The organism is Mycolicibacterium helvum (assembly GCF_010731895.1).
Lineage (GTDB): Bacteria > Actinomycetota > Actinomycetes > Mycobacteriales > Mycobacteriaceae > Mycobacterium > Mycobacterium helvum.
The window spans coordinates 6,231,093-6,250,649 of record NZ_AP022596.1 but is presented as its reverse complement, the minus strand read 5'-3'; the positions used below and the strand labels follow the sequence as shown (position 1 = coordinate 6,250,649).

General features: G+C 67.8%; 18 protein-coding genes. 8 read left to right on the top strand and 10 right to left on the bottom strand.

What is annotated here, in order from left to right; genetic code table 11:
• The first annotated feature begins 11 nt into the window (after nt 1–11).
• From G6N38_RS29455 to G6N38_RS29440, 4 genes are all read left to right on the top strand, one after another.
• The gene (locus G6N38_RS29455) at nt 12–821 is read left to right on the top strand and encodes an alpha/beta fold hydrolase (RefSeq protein ID WP_197748113.1); all 810 of its coding nucleotides are present in this window, start codon (nt 12–14) and stop codon (nt 819–821) included.
• 150 nt (nt 822–971) lie between these two features.
• Nucleotides 972–2,183: an allantoate amidohydrolase gene (locus G6N38_RS29450; RefSeq protein WP_163751600.1), complete on the top strand. Its 1,212-nt coding sequence runs from the start codon at nt 972–974 to the stop codon at nt 2,181–2,183.
• 5 nt (nt 2,184–2,188) lie between these two features.
• The gene (locus tag G6N38_RS29445; protein ID WP_197748112.1) at nt 2,189–3,478 is read left to right on the top strand and encodes a formimidoylglutamate deiminase; all 1,290 of its coding nucleotides are present in this window, start codon (nt 2,189–2,191) and stop codon (nt 3,476–3,478) included.
• A 253-nt stretch (nt 3,479–3,731) separates the two neighbouring features.
• Nucleotides 3,732–4,001, top strand: coding sequence for a hypothetical protein (locus tag G6N38_RS29440; RefSeq protein WP_163751598.1), 270 nt, complete (start codon nt 3,732–3,734; stop codon nt 3,999–4,001).
• Nucleotides 4,002–4,019: 18 nt separating this feature from the next.
• On the opposite strand, the gene G6N38_RS29435 is transcribed toward G6N38_RS29440, so the two are convergent.
• From G6N38_RS29435 to sucB, 6 genes are read right to left on the bottom strand one after another with little or no spacing between them, the layout of a single operon-like run.
• Complete coding sequence (locus tag G6N38_RS29435) at nt 4,020–5,813, bottom strand: amidohydrolase (RefSeq protein ID WP_163751597.1); 1,794 nt, start codon at nt 5,811–5,813, stop codon at nt 4,020–4,022.
• Between the two features lie 21 nt (nt 5,814–5,834).
• Entirely contained in the window at nt 5,835–6,587 is a 753-nt protein-coding gene (locus G6N38_RS29430) for a DUF4191 domain-containing protein (RefSeq protein WP_163751596.1), read from the bottom strand.
• A gap of 42 nt (nt 6,588–6,629) precedes the next feature.
• Nucleotides 6,630–7,592 (bottom strand): lipoyl synthase, encoded by a 963-nt coding sequence (lipA, locus tag G6N38_RS29425; protein ID WP_163751595.1) that lies wholly within the window; start codon nt 7,590–7,592, stop codon nt 6,630–6,632.
• Nucleotides 7,589–8,263, bottom strand: a complete 675-nt coding sequence (gene lipB / locus G6N38_RS29420; RefSeq protein WP_163751594.1) for a lipoyl(octanoyl) transferase LipB — start codon at nt 8,261–8,263, stop codon at nt 7,589–7,591. The genes lipA and lipB overlap by 4 nt, the downstream gene beginning before the upstream one ends.
• Before the next feature lie 13 nt (nt 8,264–8,276).
• Entirely contained in the window at nt 8,277–9,197 is a 921-nt protein-coding gene (locus tag G6N38_RS29415) for a TIGR01777 family oxidoreductase (RefSeq protein ID WP_163751593.1), read from the bottom strand.
• Between the two features lie 4 nt (nt 9,198–9,201).
• Nucleotides 9,202–10,938 (bottom strand): 2-oxoglutarate dehydrogenase, E2 component, dihydrolipoamide succinyltransferase, encoded by a 1,737-nt coding sequence (gene sucB, locus G6N38_RS29410; RefSeq protein WP_163751592.1) that lies wholly within the window; start codon nt 10,936–10,938, stop codon nt 9,202–9,204.
• A gap of 165 nt (nt 10,939–11,103) precedes the next feature.
• On the opposite strand from sucB, the gene G6N38_RS29405 reads away from it, so the two are divergent.
• The gene (locus G6N38_RS29405) at nt 11,104–11,448 is read left to right on the top strand and encodes an oxidoreductase (protein WP_163751591.1); all 345 of its coding nucleotides are present in this window, start codon (nt 11,104–11,106) and stop codon (nt 11,446–11,448) included.
• A gap of 28 nt (nt 11,449–11,476) precedes the next feature.
• The gene (locus G6N38_RS29400; RefSeq protein ID WP_163751590.1) at nt 11,477–13,225 is read left to right on the top strand and encodes an SDR family oxidoreductase; all 1,749 of its coding nucleotides are present in this window, start codon (nt 11,477–11,479) and stop codon (nt 13,223–13,225) included.
• 136 nt (nt 13,226–13,361) lie between these two features.
• Here the strand turns inward: G6N38_RS29400 and G6N38_RS29395 are convergent, their stop codons facing one another.
• Complete coding sequence (locus G6N38_RS29395; protein ID WP_163751589.1) at nt 13,362–14,885, bottom strand: leucyl aminopeptidase; 1,524 nt, start codon at nt 14,883–14,885, stop codon at nt 13,362–13,364.
• 28 nt (nt 14,886–14,913) lie between these two features.
• Here G6N38_RS29395 and gcvT point away from each other — a divergent pair, with 28 nt between their 5' ends.
• Both gcvT and G6N38_RS29385 read left to right on the top strand, forming a co-directional pair.
• Entirely contained in the window at nt 14,914–16,029 is a 1,116-nt protein-coding gene (gene gcvT / locus G6N38_RS29390; RefSeq protein ID WP_163751588.1) for a glycine cleavage system aminomethyltransferase GcvT, read from the top strand.
• A gap of 99 nt (nt 16,030–16,128) precedes the next feature.
• Nucleotides 16,129–17,235, top strand: coding sequence for a branched-chain amino acid aminotransferase (locus tag G6N38_RS29385; protein ID WP_163751587.1), 1,107 nt, complete (start codon nt 16,129–16,131; stop codon nt 17,233–17,235).
• Here the strand turns inward: G6N38_RS29385 and G6N38_RS29380 are convergent.
• From G6N38_RS29380 to G6N38_RS29370, 3 genes are read right to left on the bottom strand one after another with little or no spacing between them, the layout of a single operon-like run.
• Entirely contained in the window at nt 17,232–17,978 is a 747-nt protein-coding gene (locus G6N38_RS29380; protein WP_163751586.1) for an adenosylcobinamide-GDP ribazoletransferase, read from the bottom strand. The genes G6N38_RS29385 and G6N38_RS29380 overlap by 4 nt on opposite strands.
• A gap of 2 nt (nt 17,979–17,980) precedes the next feature.
• Nucleotides 17,981–19,030, bottom strand: coding sequence for a nicotinate-nucleotide--dimethylbenzimidazole phosphoribosyltransferase (cobT, locus tag G6N38_RS29375; protein ID WP_163751585.1), 1,050 nt, complete (start codon nt 19,028–19,030; stop codon nt 17,981–17,983).
• Nucleotides 19,030–19,557: a bifunctional adenosylcobinamide kinase/adenosylcobinamide-phosphate guanylyltransferase gene (locus tag G6N38_RS29370; RefSeq protein WP_163751584.1), complete on the bottom strand. Its 528-nt coding sequence runs from the start codon at nt 19,555–19,557 to the stop codon at nt 19,030–19,032. The genes cobT and G6N38_RS29370 overlap by 1 nt, the downstream gene beginning before the upstream one ends.

Here is a 19,557-nt window from a genome sequence, read left to right as displayed (position 1 = left end):
AGGACAAGATTGTGCCCACCCCCACGCTCACGTTCACCGATCCGGTCGGCCCCGCCGACGCCGCAACTCTGGTACTCGGGCACTCTCTGGGCACCTCCGCTGCCCTATGGGCGGATGTCGTTCCCCTGCTGGCACAGTCGCTTCATGTCGTGTGCTGGGAACTCCCCGGACACGGCCAATCGCCTTCGGCAGAGCACGCTTTCACGATCGGCGACCTGTCCGACGCCATCATGGAGCACCTCGATGCTCGCGGGGTGTCGAGATTCTTCTATGCGGGCGTCTCGATCGGCGGCACGGTGGGGCTCGACTTGGCGCTGAGGTACTCCGATCGGGTCGCCGCCGCGGCGATCGTTTCGGCAGGAGCGAGTGTGGACTCTCGTGTCGCGTGGGCCGAGCGGGCGGCATCGGTGCGAGCCAATGGCACCGATTCTCTGGCAGCCGGGTCGTTGCAGCGTTGGTTCGCTCCATCGACGCGGGAATTGCACCCCGACAGAGTCAACCGCATGCTTCTCGCACTCGGATATACCGACGACGAGAGCTATGCCCGGGCCTGTGAGGCGCTCGCCGACTACGACGCCACGGCGAGGCTGGCGCAGGTAGCGCCACCCGTTCTGGCGCTGTGGGGAGAACACGACCAACTGGTCCCCGAACAGCGATCCGTACAGATTGCACGTGGCGTACGGCGGGGTTCCGTTCAATGCGTCCCGAATGCAGCGCACGCCGGCCCACTGGAGCAGCCCGAGACGGTCGCCGGTGAGCTGACCGCCTTCTTCGGCTTGGTCTTGCGGGGTGCTGTGGCCGGTAGAGGAGACGACATGTAGAGCCGCATCGCATTGACCACCACTTCGAGACCCGTGAGGAAGACGACTCCTTGACAGACCTGACTCCGACACATTTGGCCACGAACCACTGTGTCGACATCAATCTGGCTGAAACACGATCTGCGCGAATCCATGTGAGAGGAGCGAGCCATGTCGGTGCTTGAAAGGCTTGCGCAGATCAGTGAGATCGGGCGCGATCCGATCCGCCAAGGCTATTCGCGACACCTATTGGAAGCGGCCGAACTGGCGCTTCGCGACTGGTTCTGCAGCTCGGCGCGAGAGCTTGACCTGACCGTCGAGCTAGACGGGAACGGCAATCTCTGGGCATGGTGGGGTGATCCGGGACCCGGTGCGATCGCAACAGGAAGCCACCTGGACTCGGTCCCTGGAGGGGGAGCGTATGACGGTCCCCTCGGTGTAGCGAGTTCGCTTGAGGCAGTGGCAATCCTGAAGGCACAAGGTTGGCTTCCGGCACGTCCGATCGCGGTCTGCGCCTTCACCGAGGAAGAGGGCACCCGTTTCGGCATGCCGTGCCTGGGTTCTAGGTTGCTCGTCGGCGAAATCTCCCCGGAATCCGCCCTGGCCCGAGCCGACGGTGATGGGGTCACACTCGAAGATGCGTGGCGGCAGGCGGGTATGGATGTGTCGCGGATGGGTCCCGATCATGACCGATTGGCCTTACTGGACGCGTTCGTCGAACTGCATGTCGAACAGGGCCTCGATCTGGAAGAGCGCGGCCGACCGCTCGCGGTCGCCTCAGCGATCATGGCGCACGGCAGATGGCGGCTGACGATCTCAGGCGAGGGGAACCACGCGGGTAGCACTCCCATGGCGGGGCGACGCGATCCCGTGGTCGCGGCGTCGGCGGCGGCACTGGCCGTTCGCGACGTCGCGCTGGAGCACCCGACGGCACGCGGTACGGTCGGCCGGATCGCCGTCACACCGAACGGAACGAACGTGATCGCCTCGCGGGTCGATGCATGGCTTGATATCCGCGCGCACACCGATGCGGAGGTGCGTGCTCAACTGGACTCCACTGTCGCGCTGATACAGAAATGTGTAGAGGCCGAGGGTTGCCTCCTCGATGTCGATGAGGAGTCGTTCTCGTCGCTGGTCACGTTCGACCAGACGCTGACCGGGCGGATAGCCGACGTGCTCGGCGGGGCGCCGGCCATCCCGACCGGTGCCGGCCACGACGCCGGTGTGCTTTCCGCGTATTTGCCGGCCGCGATGATCTTCGTGCGGAACCCAACCGGGGTGTCTCACGCACCGGGGGAGATCGCACGCGATGAAGACTGCGAGCGTGGTGCGCTGGGGCTCGCTGCCGTCCTCCGGCATCTCGCGGGCACCGCGATCCCATGACAGTCGTGGACCGGCTTTACCATTGTGAGCTCGCGCTCATCGACGGCATATTCGTCCAGCAAGTGCGCCTGAAGGTGGAAGCTGGAGATCTGGCCGAGGTGACGGCGGGTGTGTCGCCTCAGCCAGGCGACATTCCGCTTGGCGCGGTCGTCCCGGGATTCGTCAACGCGCATTCCCACGCTTTCCACCGTGAGTTGCGCGGACGCACTCACGCCGACGGCGGCGATTTCTGGCAGTGGCGCCGCCGGATGTACGAGACGGCCACCCACCTCACTCCAGACAGTTATCGCGACCTCGCTCATCGGGTGTTCACCGAGATGCGTGACGCAGGCTTCACGGCGGTCGGCGAATTTCACTATGTCCACCACGATCCGCAGGGTCAGCCCTATCCGGATCATCTGATGGAGTCTGCGCTCGCCGACGCCGCGGTATCGGCCGGTATTCGACTCGTCCTGCTCGATACGTGTTACTTGCACGGAGGCGTGGGGAAGCCGCTCGGCAAGGAACAGCGCCGGTTCGGCGATGCGGACGTACACGGGTGGCTAGAACGCTGGCACGCGCTGCAGGACACGCTCACTGCCAGCGGACGAGGACTGGTCACACTCGGTGCGGCGATCCACTCCGTGCGAGCCGTATCGCGCCACGATCTCGGCGTGATCGCCGACGAGTTGCCGACCGATGTGCCACTGCACGCTCATGTGTCGGAGCAACCCGCCGAGAATCGAGCATGCCTGGACGCGTACGGTGTGACGCCCACCGGGTTGCTGTCAGCGTATGGGCTGCTGTCGCCACGATTCTCGGCCGTGCACGCGACACACCTCACTGCCGACGATATCCGCCTACTCGGTGATGCCAGAGCGACGGTCGTCATGTGCCCCACGACCGAGGCGGATCTCGGTGATGGGATTGGCCCGGCTCCCGAGTTGTTGGCTGCCGGTGCCGGCATCGCGATCGGGTCCGATCAGCACGTGGTCATCGACCCCTTGGAAGAGCTCAGCCGCCTTGAGTTCGATCAGCGATTGCGGTTGCAGCGCCGTGGGATTTTCCCAGTGGAGACATTGTGGAGAGCCGGCGCCATGGGCGGCGGGCGCTCACTCGGGTTGTCGGAGTTGTGCCAGCGTGCGCCGGGGCTAGTCGTGGGCGAGCCCTTCGATGCGGTCGAAATCGACATGGCGACAGCGCGAACCTGGGGCGCTGAACCATCTCAGCTCCCGCTCGTCGCACGCGCCGCAGATGTCACCGCAACGATCGTGGGTGGTCTGCTAACCCGGCCGCTCGCAACACGTACTTGGTGAAATATCCGAGTTAGAGAACGCAATTGAAACTCTCGCGACAACATCATCGCCAACGCATCTCGGAGCATCCATGACGGCCGCAAGGCCCAGGCCTAGTCCGCTCAACGACGGTCCACACGGGGCAAGTGAGATACGGGATTTCACTGAAATCTCCGTGCAGCCCCGGTTTTCGGCCAACGACCAGTTCCATTGGGAAATAATCGAGTTCATGGTCAAGTGGGCTCCATACGGAGGTCCAGACGAGGAGGAGGTCTTGCCACTGTTTGGCATGAACCTGCAAGGTCTCCACGCGCGCTTCAACGAGATCGTCGGTGAATTCGTCTCCCGCAACCATGTGCCAATGACCGAACGGCAGATGGCTTTTCTGGAGGCTGCCCGGCAACTGGTGTCCCCGGATCCTGCACCGCCCAGCGAGCATCCAGACGCTGCGTTGCCCAGGCGGCGACGTGAGATTGGGCTGTCCTCAGCCGAAGGGCAGTGGGTCATGTACCGCGGCCTGTGGTACTGGCGGCGGGAGCGCTAGCGACACCCGCTGCCGTTTCTAGATCTGGTGACGGACTTGACCGTTCATCATCGTCATCGTGATGGTCGCGCGGTGGATATCGTGCGGGTCGGCCTCGAAGATATTGGTATCCAACACGATCAGGTCAGCCCGCTTGCCTACCTCGACTGAGCCGACCAAGGCGTCCAGCCGGATCTGGTAAGCCGCACCGATGGTGTTGGCATGCACCGCCTCGGCGACGCTGAGTCGCTGCTCGGCCGGTGCCAGCACGGGCGCGTTCGGGTCGCCGATCAGTTGACGGGTCACGCCGATCTGGATGGATTCCAGTGGCTTATAGGTGGAGAAATACCCCGCCGCCGGCCAATCGGTGCCCAGCGAGATGCGGCCACCGGCGCGCAGGACGTCCTGCGCCCGGTAGAACAGGTCCTGACGTGGCTTGCCGTAGCGCGCAGCCATGTTCTGCACCGTGTCGGGATCGGCCGACATCCAGTTCGCCGAAAACTGGCCGATCACACCGAGTTTGCCGAATCGCTGGCTATCGGGATCCTCGACGTACACCAGATGGGCGATGGTGTGCCTGCGGTCCCGGGGTGGGTTGGCCGCGATCGCCGCCTCGATGGAATCCAGCGCCGTGCGCGCTGTGTGCTCACCGCACGCATGGACGTGCACATCGAACCCGGCGGCGTCGACCTCGCGGACCAGTTGGTGCCACTGCTCTTCGGTGAAGGGCGACCCGCCGACCGAATCGGGCTTGTCGGCGTAGGGCTCGATGAGCCACGCGGTGTATCCGCCCTGCGTGCCGTCACCGATGACCTTCACCACGCCGACGTTGACCAGCTCGGTCGAGATCCGGTTGCGGATATCGGTCAGCTTGGCCACCGCGTCGTCGACCGGCGGTGACTTCACGCTGTAGGAGGCGACCACCCGGAACGGCAGCTTCCCTCGCTGCTCCAGCTCGGCGTACAGCCCGATCAGCGCACCCTGATCCTCGCCGATCGGCGGAACCCCGGCATCGAACACCGAGGTGATCCCGGCGGCCGAGGCTTTGGGCAGCCACGTCTCCAGCAGTGTTTGCATCGAGTGCGGTGAGATCGGGTCGACGGCGTTGACCAGGCTGAGCACGGCGTCGACCTCGAGCACATACCCGGTGGGCTCGCCGTGTGAGTCGCGGGCGTAGTAACTGAACCCGGGAATCGGATCCGGGGTGTCCCGGTTGACGCCCGCCTTCTCCAGTGCCTTGCTGTTGGCCCACATACTGTGGCCGTCGATCGCAAAGAAGAACCCGGGCCGGTCCGGCAGCACCTGGTCCAGCTCGTCGCGGGTAGGCCCGTTGGGCCCGAACATGTCTACCCGCCAACCGAATCCACGTACCGGACCGTCGGGATGTTCCTTCGCGTACGCGGCGATCGCCGCCAGCGCGTCCGCGCCGGTGGGCACCTGTAGGTCCACGCCGCTGGTGAGAAACGAGCCCAGGAACGGGTGGATGTGCCCTTCGACGAACCCCGGCAGCAGCAGGTTCCCCTTGAGGTCGACGACGTGCGTGTCGGGTCCCTCGAGCGCCGTCGCGCCGGCGTCGTCCCCGACATAGGTGATCGCGTTTCCGGTGACGGCAACGGCCTGCGCCCAGGGCTGTGCGGGGGACACGGTGTAGATCCGGCCGTTGCGGAACACGAAGTCAGCCGATTTCTTGCCGACCGCCGCTGGCGGCTTCACACACGCCGCACCTGTCGCCGCGACGGCAGTCACCGCCACCGCACGCAAGGCCGACCGTCGCGTCAGGACACCGGTTCCGAGGGCGCTGAAGTGCGGCGCCCACTCACATGCAGTACACAAACGATCGGCCCCCCACGCTTGTCAGCGCCTCCGCACCGTGCGCTGCACGCCCTTCATCTTTGCCTGTGCGGGCAGCGGCCCCTTCGGCATCGCGGCCGGACCCATCCGGCTGCCCAGCGCGGTGAGCTTGGACTCCAGAGCGTCCATCTGCTTGACGGTGATATTGGCAGGCAGCTTGGTCAGATGTCGCTCCAGCTTGGACAGCGGCACCTCGCCCTCGCCGTTTCCGACGATCACGTCGTAGATCGGGACGTCACCGACGAGCCGGGCGGTGCGCTTCTTCTCCTGCGCCAGCAGTGGCCGGACCCGCGTCGGCGAACCCTCGGCGACGAAAATCACGCCGGGCCGTCCGATCACCCGGTGCACCGCATCGAAGTGGCCGGTGGCCGCAACCCCCGGGGTCACCCGCCACTTGCCGCGCAGGTTGTCCAGCGCCCAGGCCGCTGCACCGGTCTGGCCCTCAGCCTTGGTGAACACCGACTTCTGGGCGCGCCGGCCGAAGATGATGAACGCCACCAGTGCACCCAGCACCACGCCCAGCGGGATCAGCATGTACATGGTGAACCCGCCGACCAGCACCCCGGTCGCCACAGCAGCGGCCACGATCAGCACGAATGCACCGATCATGTAGGGGAGCAGTCGCTTGTCTTCCTTGCGCTGCATCTGGAAGGCCTGCCATAGCTGGCTGCGGCGCTGCTTGGCAGCAGCCTTGCTGGCAGCTTTTGCCTCGGCCTTGGCCGCCTTGTTGTCGGCAGCGTTGCGGGATTTCGCCATAACTACCAAGAATACGGGCCCGCGATCAGCGTGACGCCGCGGTCACCGCGTGAGCTTGTGCGCCGCTGCAGCCTGCTGGTACAGCCTGCCGGCTCGGTAGGAGGAGCGCACCAGCGGCCCAGACAGCACCCCGGCGAATCCCAGCCCTTCGGCGTAGGCGGCCAGGTCGACGAACTCCTCGGGCTTGACCCAGCGCTCGACGGGGTGATGGCGCACCGACGGACGCAGGTACTGGGTGATGGTGACGATGTCGCACCCGGCACCGTGCAGATCGGCCAGCGCGGTGTGCACCTCGTCGATGGTCTCGCCCATGCCGAGGATCAGGTTGCTCTTGGTGACCAGTCCAGCCCCGCGGGCGGCGGTCAGCACGTCGAGGCTGCGTTGGTAGCGGAATGCCGGGCGGATCCGCTTGAAAATTCGGGGCACTGTTTCCACGTTGTGCGCGAACACTTCCGGACGCGAATCGAACACCTCGCCCAGCAGGTCCGACTCGCCATTGAAGTCAGGAGCCAACAGCTCCACCCCGGTGGCCGGGTTGAGTTCCTTGATGGCGCGCACCGTTTCGGCGTACAGCCAGGCTCCACCGTCAGGTAGGTCGTCGCGAGCCACCCCGGTCACCGTCGCGTAGCGCAATCCCATCGCGGCCACGCTCTCGGCCACCCGCCGCGGCTCGTCGCGGTCCAGCTCCGCTGGTTTACCGGTGTCGATCTGGCAGAAATCGCAGCGCCGGGTGCACTGTTCGCCGCCGATGAGGAACGTCGCCTCCCGGTCTTCCCAGCACTCGAAGATGTTGGGACAGCCCGCTTCCTCGCAGACGGTATGCAGACCCTCGCGCTTGACCAGCGCCTTCAGGTTTGTGTACTCCGGGCCCATGCGCGCCCGGGTCTTGATCCACGGCGGCTTGCGCTCGATCGGCGTCTCGGCGTTGCGGACCTCCAGCCGCAACAGCTTGCGGCCTTCCGGAGCCGCTGGGCCGGCGACATTGGGCTCCGGAGTGACTGTCACGTGGTCAAGCTTACGGGCAGGCGGCCATCGAGTGCGTCGCACACCGTCTCGGCGACCCGGGTGCGGACGTCCTCGACGCCGACCCGCCGACCCAGTTCTGCCGTGAGCGAAGTGACCCCGGCATCGGAGATTCCGCACGGCACGATCGTCGAGTACGCCTGCAGGTCGCAGTCGCAATTCAGGGCGAACCCGTGCAACGTCGTCCCGCGGGCCACCCGAATGCCGATCGCGGCGATCTTGCGGGCCGGACGAACGCTGTCGGCGGGCAGCCACACCCCGGAGCGGCCGTCCGCGCGGCCGGCATCCACCCCGAAGTCGGCGCACACGCGGATCAGCGATTCCTCAAGGCGCCGAACAAAATTCACCACGTCGAGCGGCTCGGCCAGGCCGATCACCGGATAGCCGACCAACTGCCCGGGGCCGTGCCAGGTGATCTTGCCGCCGCGATCGGTATCGATAACGGGGGTGCCGTCCATCGGCCGTTCGTGGGCTTCGGTGCGCTTGCCCGCGGTGTAGACCGCGGGATGCTCCAGTAACAGCAGCGTGTCAGGTCCACCGGCGATCCGGGCGTCGGCCACCTCGCGCTGTAACTCCCAGGCGGCCAGATAGTCGATGGTGCCCAGCTGGCGCACCTGCAGGCCCGCTGAACTGGATCGGATGGACTGCCGCATCTAGTCGACGCTACTACGCCGAGGTCGCCGCGGTGGCGTACGCCAGCGCCTCGCCGATGGTGTTGTGGTGGAAGACGAAACCAGCCCGCTCCAGTGCGGCGGGGATGGCCCGTTGTCCGTCGAGCAGCCCCTCGTCGGCGAACTCGCCGAGCAGGGTCCGCAAGGCGAACCCGGGCACCAGCAACGGGGTAGGCCGGTTCAGCGCCCGGCCCAACGCCGCGGTGAACTCCGAGTTGGTCACCGGCGCCGGTCCGGTGAAGTTGACCGGGCCGGTGATCTCGTCGTTGTTGATCGCGAACAGCAGCCCGCGGATCTCGTCCTCGAGGCTGATCCACGGCATGTACTGCCGCCCGCTGCCCAGCCGAGCCCCCAAGCCCAGGCTGAACAATGGACGCAGCCGTGCCAGGACGCCGCCGCCGGGGGAGAGCACCAACCCGGAGCGGGCCAGCACCACGCGGGCCCCGGCGTCCTCGGCGGTCAGTGTCGCCGATTCCCAGTCGATGCAGAGCCGGGACAGGAAACCCCCTCCGGCAGGGGCGGTTTCGTCGACGACCCGGCCGCGAGTGTCGCCGTAATAGCCGACCGCGCTGGCGTTGATGAGCACCGGGACGCCGGCGTCGGCGACCGCGGCCGATATCACCTCGGTGGGTCCGATCCGGCTGTCGCGCAGGCTCTGCTTGAACGCGCCCGACCACCGCTTCTCGCCGATGTTCACCCCGCACAGGTTGATCACCGCGTCGACGCCCTCGAGGCCGGCGGGATCGAACTCGCCGCTATCGGGATTCCAGTGCAACTCGTCGCTGTTGGCCGGCGCCCGGCGGACGATGCGCAACACACGGTGGTCGGCGGCGCGCAGCGCCGACACCAACGCCGATCCAATGAGGCCGGACGAACCGGCGATCGCAACGACGAGCCCCTCTACTGGCTGGCCCATAAGGTCACAGGCCCAGGTCGGCCTCGAATGCCCCTTCTTCGAGCCGCCGCTTGATGGTGGTCAGGAATCGGCCCGCATCCGCGCCGTCGATCAGCCGGTGATCGTAGGTGAGTGGGAGGTAGCAGATGGATCGCACGCCGATCGACTCGTTGCCGAAGTCGTCGACGATCACCCGGGGGCGTTTCACGATCGCGCCGGTGCCCAGCATCGCGGCCTGCGGCGGCACCAGGATCGGGGTGTCGAACAACGCACCCTGGCTGCCGATGTTGGTGATGGTGAACGTGCCACCGGACAGCTCATCGGGTTTGAGGTTGCCACTGCGAGCCCGGTCGGCGATGTCGTGGATGGCGCGCGCCAACCCGGCCAGCGACAGATCACCGGCGTTGTGCACCACCGGCGAGAGCAGACCCTGCTCGGTGTCCACCGCGAAGCCAAGGTTCTCGGCGTCGTAGTAGGTGATCTCCTTGGTGTCCTCGTTGTAGCTGGCGTTGATGTTCGGATGCGCCTTGAGTGCATCGATCACGGCGCGCGCGATGAACGGCAGATACGTCAGGTTGACGCCTTCGCGCTCGGCGAAGCTGTTCTTCGCCTTGGCCCGCAGCGCCACGATCTTGGTCATGTCGACCTCGTGAGTCTGCGTCAGCTGCGCGGTGGTCTGCAGTGATTCGCGGGTCTTCTTGGCGGTGATCTGCCGGATCCGGTTGGCCTTCTGCGTCGTGCCGCGCAAATGGGCCAGCGGCGAAGGCGTTGCCGCGGCGGCCGGGGCGGCTGCAGCAGGTGGCGCGGCCGCAGGAGCGGCAGGAGCCTTCTTGGCTGCTTCCTTGGCTTCGGCGGCGGCCAGCACATCCTGCTTGCGGATCCGTCCGCCGACGCCGGTGCCCTTGACCGTCGCGAGGTCAATCCCGTTCTCGACGGCCAACTTTCGTACCAGCGGGGTGACGTAGGGGCTGCCGTCCCCGCCGGCGGTCTCGTCGGCGGCCGCGGGTGCGGGGACTGGCTTGGGTGCGGGTTCAGCCTTCGGTTGCGGCTTGGGCTCCGGTGCGGGTTCAGCCTTCGGTTCGGGCTTGGGCTCCGGTTTGGGTTCCGGCTTCGGTTCGGGCTTGGGGGCCGGCGCAGCCTGCGGCGCGGCACCGGCATCGCCAACCTTGGCCAGCTCGCCACCGACGGCGACGGTGACGTCCTCCTCGGCGGTGATGCTGATCAGCGTCCCGGCCACCGGCGAGGGGATCTCGGTATCGACCTTGTCGGTGGACACCTCGACCAGCGGCTCGTCGACCGCGACGGAGTCGCCGACCTTCTTCAGCCACCGGGTCACCGTGCCCTCTGTGACGGACTCGCCGAGCTCGGGCATCACCACCGACGTCGAAGACCCCGACGACTCAGCGGCCGGCTGGGCGGCCGGCTCTGGCTCAGGCTCCGGTTCGGGCTCGCTCTCTTCGGCGGCCGGCTCGGGCTGAGCTGCCGGTTCCTCGGCCGGGGCAGGAGCGGACTCCGCCGCCTCGCCGGCTTCGCCGATGACCGCCAGTTCGCCACCGACCTCGACGGTGTCGTCCTCCTGGGCAACGATCTTGGTCAGCACGCCCGACGCCGGCGAGGGAATCTCCGTGTCGACCTTGTCGGTCGACACTTCGAGCAGAGGTTCGTCGACTTCGACGGTATCGCCCTCTTGTTTCAGCCACCGGGTGACAGTCCCCTCGGTGACGCTCTCACCGAGTGCCGGCATCTGGACGGAGACGGCCATTGTGTTGACTCCCTCGAACGGTCAGTTGTGCGGGTCGGAATTCTGGCTTACCACAGCGTCGTGTACCCATCCTGTCATTGCCGGGCCACTCACACGCACTCAGGGCGACGTGTGTTTTCTCTGGCACCATCGACGGGAAGAACCATCGAGAGGAGTGCGTCGGAGTTGGGGCTGTTCGACAGGTTCCGGCCCGGTCGCCGGGGCGAATCAGATGTTGCCGCCGACCAGAAGCATCTGCGGGAGTGGGCCGCGCAGCGCACTGGTGTCGAGGCATTCGTCGAGCCCCAGACCAGTGTCACGCCGCTGACGATCGTGCTGGTCGCCGCCGACGGTGAGTGGACCCGTCGGCCGGCCGGCGGTCCCGCCGGTGCCCGCCGACTCGGCGAGCAACTCGGCATTCCCGTCTACGACGTGGAGAAAGTCGGGTATCCACAGCGGATGCGCGACTACGACGCCCGGCGGCGGATCGAACGCCGCCGCGCCCTGCGCGAGGAACTCGACGAGCGGTGAACGCTCGCGGAAACACTGGAGGGTCCTGATGACCATGCGTTATGTCGACGGCAACGACGGAACCCGGCTTGCGGTCTACGAGGAAGGCAACCCCGACGGCCCGACCGTCGTCCTGGTCCACGGCTGGCCCGACTCGCACGCATTGTGGGACGCCGTGGTGCCGCTGCTGGCCCCCACGTTCCGGGTGATCCGCTACGACAACCGTGCCGCCGGCGCTTCGTCGGGACCCAAGTCGTTCTCGTATTACACGATGGCTCACCTCGCCGACGACTTCGCCGCGGTCATCGCCGAGTTCAGCCCCGGCCAGCCCGTGCACGTGCTGGCCCACGACTGGGGCTCGGCCACCATGTGGGAGTACGTGGCCCGCGCCGAAGCGGCCGACCGGGTGGCGTCGTTCACCTCGGTGTCCGGCCCGGGCGCCGACCATTTCAGCCGTTATGTCCGCGACGGCCTCAAGCGGCCGTATCGACCGAAGCTGTTCGCCCGCGCACTGTCTCAGGCCGCCCACCTGAGCTACATGGCGGGATTCTCCATACCTGTCCTGGCCCCGGCGCTGATGCGTGCCGCCGCCGCGCCGCTGAAGCAGCTGCTGAACCGGGGTATTCCCGTCGAGCAGCGGCACTACGGGCAGACCTACACCTCCGACGCCGCCAACGGCTTGAAGATATACCGCGCCAACTTCTTTCACTCGTTGCTTCGGGTCCGCAACGACCGCTACGTCCACGTCCCAGTGCAGCTGATCGTCAACCTCGACGACCCCTACGTGCGGCCCTATGTCTATGACGACACCGCGCGCTGGGCGCCGCGGTTGTGGCGCCGCGATATCCGCGCCAAGCATTGGTCGCCGTTCTCCCACCCACAGGTGCTGGCGGCGGCCGTCACCGAGCTTGCCGAGCACCTCGACGGCAAGCCGGCCAGCCGTGCGCTGTTGCGCGCCCAGGTCAATCGGCCGCGAAAGCAATTCGGCGACATGCTCGTATCGGTCACCGGCGCCGGCAGCGGCATCGGCCGCGAGACGGCGCTGCTGTTCGCCCGACTGGGTGCCGAGGTGGTGGTCAGTGATTTGAACGAGGCCGGTGTGAAGAAGACCGCCGCCGACATCAGCGGCAGTGGCGGCGTCGCGCACTCCTACGTGCTCGACGTGTCCGACGCCGAGGCTGTTGAGGAATTCGCCGAACGGATCTGTCGTGAGCACGGCGTGCCCGACGTCGTGGTGAACAATGCCGGCATCGGCCAGGCGGGCTCATTCCTGGACACTCCAGCACAAGAGTGGGATCGGGTGCTCGAGGTGAATCTCGGCGGCGTCGTGAACGGCTGCCGGTCGTTCGCCAACCGGATGGTCGACCGCGGTCTGGGTGGTCACGTCGTCAACGTCTCGTCGATGGCGGCATACGCGCCGCTGCAAGCGATGAACGCCTACTGCACGTCGAAGGCGGCGGTCTACATGTTCTCCGACTGTCTGCGTGCCGAATTAGATTCCGCCGGAATCGGATTGACCACCATCTGTCCGGGTGTGATCAACACGAACATCATCCACACCACGCGCTGGGATGCGCCTGCAGGCAAGGCCGGCGCCGTGGCGGCCCGGCAAAAGCAGGTCGCCGCCGGGTTCGACAAGCGCGGTTACGGCCCAGAGAAGGTGGCCAAGGCGATCGTCGAGTCCGTCGTCAAGAAGAAGGCGATCCGGCCCGTCGCCCCGGAGGCCTACCTGCTGTACGGCACCTCGCGCGTCGCCCCGCAGATCATGCGCAGCGCCGCGCGCCAGAAGCTCATCTAGGCCGTCTTAGCGGCGAGCCGGTAAGACCGGATGGCGGCCTGTGGTGATGTCAGTCGCGAGCCCGGCTGCCAAGGTCAAAGCATGACCGAGACCACCCGCGCCCGCTGGCCGAGCACGGCATCGACTTCCCGCTGGGCTAGCCGTTGACGGCGATATCCTCCAGGACCGCGAACATCGTTCGGGTCGGCACCCCGGTGCCGCCCTTGCCGGTGTACCCCCACGGGCCTGACGTGTTGTACGCCGGACCGGCGACATCGATATGCACCCACTGCACATCGTCGGCGACGAACTCGCGCAGATAGACCCCGGCGACCAGCATTCCGGCGAACCGCTGCGCGCTGACATTGGCCAGGTCGGCCACGCTCGATTTGAGGTCGTCCTTGAGCTCGTCGGGCAGCGGCATCGCCCAGCCGTTCTCGCCCTCGTCCTGCGAGATCCGGGCCACCCGGTCACGGAACTCGTCGCTGCCCATGACGCCGGGGATACGCGCGCCCAGCGCAACGGTCTGCGCGCCGGTCAACGTCGAGGTTTCGATCAGATAGTCCGGGTCGTCCTCGCAGGCCCGCACGATGGCGTCGGCCAGGATCAGCCGCCCCTCGGCATCGGTGTTGAGCACCTCGACGGTGATCCCGCCGTACTGGGTCAGCACGTCACCGGGGCGCTGTGCGGTCGACGACGGCATGTTCTCGGCCATCGGCACCGTGGCGATCACGTCGAGCGGCAGGCCCTGCTTGGCGGCCAACACGACCGTGGCGATCACCGCCGCGGCGCCGCCCATGTCCGAGGTCATATGGTGCATCGAGGCGGCCGGCTTGATCGAGATGCCGCCGGTGTCGAACGTGATGCCCTTGCCGACCAAGGCGACGGTTTTCGCCTTCTTGCCCTTCCCGCCCCGGTACACCAGCCGCACCAAGCGCGGCGGGCGCGACGAGCCCTGGCCGACCCCGACGATGCCGCCGAAGCCGGCTTTGGCCAGCGCCTTGTCGTCGAGCACCTCGACCTCCAGGCCGGCCGCCTCGCCCAGGGCCTTGGCGCGCTTGGCGAATTCGCCCGGGAACAGGTGGCTGGGCGGGGTGTTGACGAAATCGCGGGCGGTAGCCACCGCGGTCGCGATGGCGGTGGCCCGGGCGGCGTCCTTCTTGGCGCCGGCTGCGGTGCTCAGCGCGACGATCTTGGCCAGGGCCGCTTCCTTCGGGGCGGTCTTGGCGCTGCGAAACTCGGTGAACCGGTAGCTGCCCAGGATCAGCCCCTCGACCGCGGCCTCCAGGTGCAACTCGGTCAGCGTGGTGATGACGGTCTCCACACCGGACAGCGAGCGGGCCGCCACTCCAGCGGCGCGCCGGATCACCTCGGCCGGCCACTCGTCACGGTCGGCGCCGAGCCCAACGGCCAAGACGCTGCCCACCGCGAGCGACGGCACATGCAGGCGGGTGAGCTGCTCGGCGCCGCCCTTGGCGCCCAAGGCCCGCAGGCTCACCTGGATCTCGCCGATGGTCTCGGCGTCGAGGAACGGTCCGCCAACCACGGTGGCGGAGCCGTCGCTGCCTTCCCCGCCCAGGCCGGTCACGACGGGGACGATCAAGACGGCCCCCAGGGCGCGCTTGGGCAGCGAGGTCGCGACGGTGACGGTGGGGGCGAGGTAGCCGGCTTCAGTGCTCACGAGGATTCACCCTAATCGCGGGGGATTAGTGTTGTTGGCCGTGACCGACACATCCGATCTGTTGCTAGGGCCGCTCGACAGTCAGCACCGCGCGCTGGGCGCCACCTTCGCGCCGTTCGGGGGCTGGCTGATGCCGGTTTCCTACGCCGGGACGGTCGGCGAGCACGCCGCCACCCGCGAAGCGGTCGGCCTGTTCGACGTCAGCCACCTCGGTAAGGCGCTCGTCGTCGGCCCGGGCTCCGCGGAATTCGTGAACTCCGCGTTCACCAACGATCTGCGCCGGGTCGGTCCCGGCAAGGCGCAGTACACCCTGTGCTGTACGCCGGACGGCGGGGTGATCGACGACCTCATCGCCTACTACGTCAGCGACGACGAGATCTTCCTGGTACCCAACGCCGCCAACACCGCCGCGGTGGTCGACGCCCTGCAAGCGGCTGCGCCACTTGGTATTTCAGTCACCAACGAGCACCGCTCGTATGCCGTGCTGGCCGTTCAGGGCCCCCGCTCGGGCGATGTACTCACTGCGTTGGGCCTGCCCACCGACATGGACTACATGGGCTTTGGGGACGGGGAGGTCGATGGCATCACGGTGCGGGTCTGTCGCACCGGATATACCGGCGAGCACGGCTACGAGCTGCTGCCGCCGTGGGACTCCGCGCCGGTGGTGTTCGACGCCCTGGTTGCCGAGGTACAGGGCGCGGGTGGACAACTCGCGGGGCTGGGTGCACGCGACACCCTGCGCACCGAAATGGGCTACCCGCTGCACGGCCACGAGCTGTCGCTGGACATTTCGCCGCTGCAGGCCCGCTGCGGCTGGGCGATCGGTTGGAAGAAGGATGCGTTCTGGGGCCGCGAAGCCCTGCTGGCCGAGAAAGAAGCCGGCCCGCGTCGTCTGCTGCGCGGCCTGCGCGCGACCGGCAGGGGCGTACTGCGCCAGGATCTGACCGTGCTTGATGGCACTGAGCCGGTGGGCGTCACAACGTCCGGGACGTTCTCGCCGACGCTGAAAGTCGGTATCGCCCTTGCCCTCATCGACGCCGACGCCGGAATCGACGACGGTGCGCTGGTCAACGTCGACGTCCGCGGCCGTGCACTGGAGTGCGAGGTGGTCAAGCCGCCGTTCGTCGAGGTCAAAACTCGGTAGCGGCGGGCAGGAGCGAAGCGACCCGGGAAATCGGCTAGCGGCGGGCAGGAGCGAAGCGACCCGGGAAATCGGCTAGCGGCCCGGTCTACAATTTCGGCTATGACAGACGGCCCCCTCGAGTTCACGGTTGAGCGCAATGCAGATCCGGCGAGCGACGAGGTACGGGCACAAATTTTGGCTGACCCCGGCTTCGGCCGGTTCCACACCGACCACATGGTGTCGGTGCTCTACACCGATGAACTGGGTTGGCACGACGCCCGCGTCGTCCCGTACGGCCCGATCGAGCTGGACCCGTCGGCCATCGTCCTGCATTACGCGCAGGAGATCTTCGAAGGCCTCAAGGCCTACCGGTGGGCGGACGGATCCATCGTGTCGTTCCGCCCGGAGGCCAACGCGGCGCGGCTGCGCACGTCGGCGCGCCGGCTGGCCATCCCCGAGCTGCCCGAAGACCTGTTCGTCGAATCGTTGCGCCAGCTGATCGCTGTCGACAACCAGTGGGTGCCGCCCGCAGGCGGCGAGGCGTCGCTGTATCTGCGGCCGTTCGTCATCGCGACCGAGCCCGGCCTGGGGGTACGGCCGGCCACCGAATACCGCTACCTGGTCATCGCCTCACCGGCCGGTGCGTACTTCAAGGGCGGGATCAAACCCGTCAGCGTGTGGCTGTCCACCGACTACGTGCGGGCCAGCCCGGGCGGCACCGGCGCGGCGAAGTTCGGCGGCAACTACGCCGCCTCCCTGCTGGCGCAGGCCGAAGCGACCGCGCACAACTGCGATCAGGTGGTCTGGCTGGACGCGATCGAACGCCGCTACATCGAAGAGATGGGCGGGATGAACCTGTTCTTCGTCTTCGGCAGCGGCGGCTCGGCACGGCTGGTCACCCCGGAACTGTCCGGCTCGTTGCTGCCCGGCATCACCCGCGATTCGCTGCTGCAACTGGCCAGTGACGCCGGCTTCGGCGTCGAGGAACGCAAGATCGATGTCGAGGAGTGGCGCAAGGGTGCCGCCGCCGGCGAGATCACCGAGGTGTTCGCCTGCGGCACCGCCGCCGTCATCACCCCGGTCTCGCACGTCAAGTACGGCGACGGCGAATTCACCATCGCCGACGGGGAGCCCGGTGAGGTGACGATGGCGTTGCGCGACACGCTGACCGGCATCCAGCGCGGCACCTTCGCCGACACGCATGGCTGGATGGCCCGGCTCAGCTAGGCGTGTGCAACCAAACCGACGATCGTCAGCGTCGTGGTCAGCTCGATCACCGCACCCAGCACGTCGCCGGTGATACCGCCGAAGCGGCGCACGCAGTGGGCCACCAGGATCATGGCCAGCCCCAGTGCGACCAGCACCACCACCGGTCCCTGCCACACCTGCGGCGTCGCCACACTCGCCAACCCTGCGACCAGTAGAACCCACACGAGCGCGACCGCGACCGGTTGACTGCCCGCCACCTGTTCGCCCAGCACGCTGTCACTCGCGGCGGGCACCCCGCGCCGGCAGGCCAGCACCGCGGCCACCCGGCCGGTGGCCAGCGCGGTCACCACGGCCAGCAGGCCGGTCCATCCCGAGGGCGCGGTGGCGAACGCCAGACCCTGCGCGGCCACCACGACGACGACGGCCGCGACGCCGAACGGGCCGGCCGTTCCGTCTCGCATCACTTGCAGCGCGCGGTCCGGCGGTCCGTAACAGCCCAGTGCATCGATCGTGTCGGACAACCCGTCAATGTGCAGGCCCCGCGTGGCAAGCAGCAGCGCGGCCACGGCCAGCACCCCGGCCAGCGGGTTGTGTGCGCCGAAGGCCCACGCGCCGACCCACAGCACCCCGGCCGCCAGCGCACCGAGGGCGCCGCCGACCACCGGCAGCGCCGTCATCGCCGAACGGCCGACCACCGCACCCCGTAGCGGGACGGGCAACACCGTCCCGAAGGCGAAAGCGGTTGCCAGCGAACGAAACACAGTCAGTGCGATGCGCGCTCGGAGACGCCGGCGCCCTCAAAGGTGGCCATCGACGCCAGCGTCGCGACGGCCGCCCGCAGCACCGGCAGCGCCACCGCGGCGCCGGTGCCCTCACCCAGCCGCAGGCCAAGGTCCACGATCGGCACCAAGTCCAGGTGGGCCAGCGCCAGCGTGTGCGCCGGCTCGGTCGACCGGTGCCCGGCTTGCCACCAGGCCCGCGCGCCGGGGGCCATCCGGTCGGCGACCAGCGCGGCCGCGGTCACCACCACGCCGTCGAGCAGCAGGGGAGTGTGCCGCACCGCGGCCTGCGCGCAGAAGCCGGCCATCGCGGCCAGGTCCGCGCCGCCGCAGGTGCGCAGCAGCCCAACCGGATCCGGACGGAACTGCCTGGCCCGGAACATCGCGTCGCGCACCGCCGCCGTCTTGCGTACCCACGCCGCGTCGTCGATGCCCGTGCCGCGGCCCACCACCGCGACCGGCTCGGTGTCGGTCAGCGTCGCGATCAACGCCGTCGCCGCCGTGGTGTTCCCGATGCCCATGTCGCCGGCGATCAGCAGATCGGCACCGGCGTCGACCTCGTCGTCGGCGAGCTGCCGGCCGGCTTCGAGTGCGGCGATGACCTCCTCGGTGCTCAGGGCGTCCTCGAGTGCGATGTTGCCGCTGGACCGGCGGACCTTGTGCGCGCCGATCGCCTCGGTCAGCGGCTGCTCGCAGTCCACCGCGATGTCGACGACGCGCACCGATGCGCCCGCGATACCGGCCAGCACGTTGATCGCCGCGCCGCCGGCGTCGATGTTGGCCACCATCTGCGCGGTGACCTCCGGCGGGTAGGCCGACACACCCGTGCGGGCCACGCCATGGTCACCGGCGAAAACCACCACCCTGGCGCGCTCGAATTGCTGTGGAGGACAAAGTCCTTGGCAGCCCGACACCCACACCGAGAGGTCCTCGAGCCGGCCGAGCGCACCGGCCGGTTTGGTGAGAATGTCCTGCCTGCGCTGTGCCGCGGCGGCGGCACGGGAGTCTGGCGGTGTGACCGCGGGAAATTCCATCAGTTCAACGCCTTCGTCGGTTTGACCCAGATCGGAAGTCCCGCAACCACCAGGACCACCTGCTCACAGCACTGGGCGAGTCGTTGGTTGAGTGTGCCGAGCTCATCTGTGAAGCGCCTGGCAGACGCCGTTGCAGCCACCACGGTCAGGCCCACCTCCGGGCTGACCAACACCAACGGGGCGCAGAACCCGTCGACGGCGTCCACCAGCTCGTCGACGTCGGCGGCCACCGAACCGCCATCCCAGCCCCGGCGGTCCAGGGCGGCGGTCAGCCAGCCGCCGAGATCGTCGACCAGGGTCGCGGTGTGTGGACCGGCGTGCAGAAGAGCCGCCACATTGGTGGTTTCGATCGAGCTCCACGATGCCGGCCTTCGATCGCGATGCGCGGCGACCCGCTGTGCCCAGGCCGGATCGGAGTCGGCTGGCGCGCCGGTGGCGACGTAGCGCAGCGAGGACTCGCCGGCCATGATCTCCTCAGCCCAACGTGACTTGCCCGACCTGATTCCGCCGAGCACCAGCGTGCGCAC

Excerpts from the sequence above, each read along its gene's own strand:
- G6N38_RS29415 (WP_163751593.1), bottom strand. The coding sequence starts at position 9,197 with ATGGGCCAGCCAGTAGAGGGGCTCGTCGTTGCGATCGCCGGTTCGTCC.
- cobT (WP_163751585.1), bottom strand. The coding sequence starts at position 19,030 with ATGGAATTTCCCGCGGTCACACCGCCAGACTCCCGTGCCGCCGCCGCG.
- G6N38_RS29450 (WP_163751600.1), top strand. The coding sequence starts at position 972 with ATGTCGGTGCTTGAAAGGCTTGCGCAGATCAGTGAGATCGGGCGCGAT.
- lipB (WP_163751594.1), bottom strand. The coding sequence starts at position 8,263 with ATGCGGCAGTCCATCCGATCCAGTTCAGCGGGCCTGCAGGTGCGCCAG.
- G6N38_RS29385 (WP_163751587.1), top strand. The coding sequence starts at position 16,129 with ATGACAGACGGCCCCCTCGAGTTCACGGTTGAGCGCAATGCAGATCCG.
- sucB (WP_163751592.1), bottom strand. The coding sequence starts at position 10,938 with ATGGCCGTCTCCGTCCAGATGCCGGCACTCGGTGAGAGCGTCACCGAG.
- G6N38_RS29430 (WP_163751596.1), bottom strand. The coding sequence starts at position 6,587 with ATGGCGAAATCCCGCAACGCTGCCGACAACAAGGCGGCCAAGGCCGAG.
- G6N38_RS29400 (WP_163751590.1), top strand. The coding sequence starts at position 11,477 with ATGACCATGCGTTATGTCGACGGCAACGACGGAACCCGGCTTGCGGTC.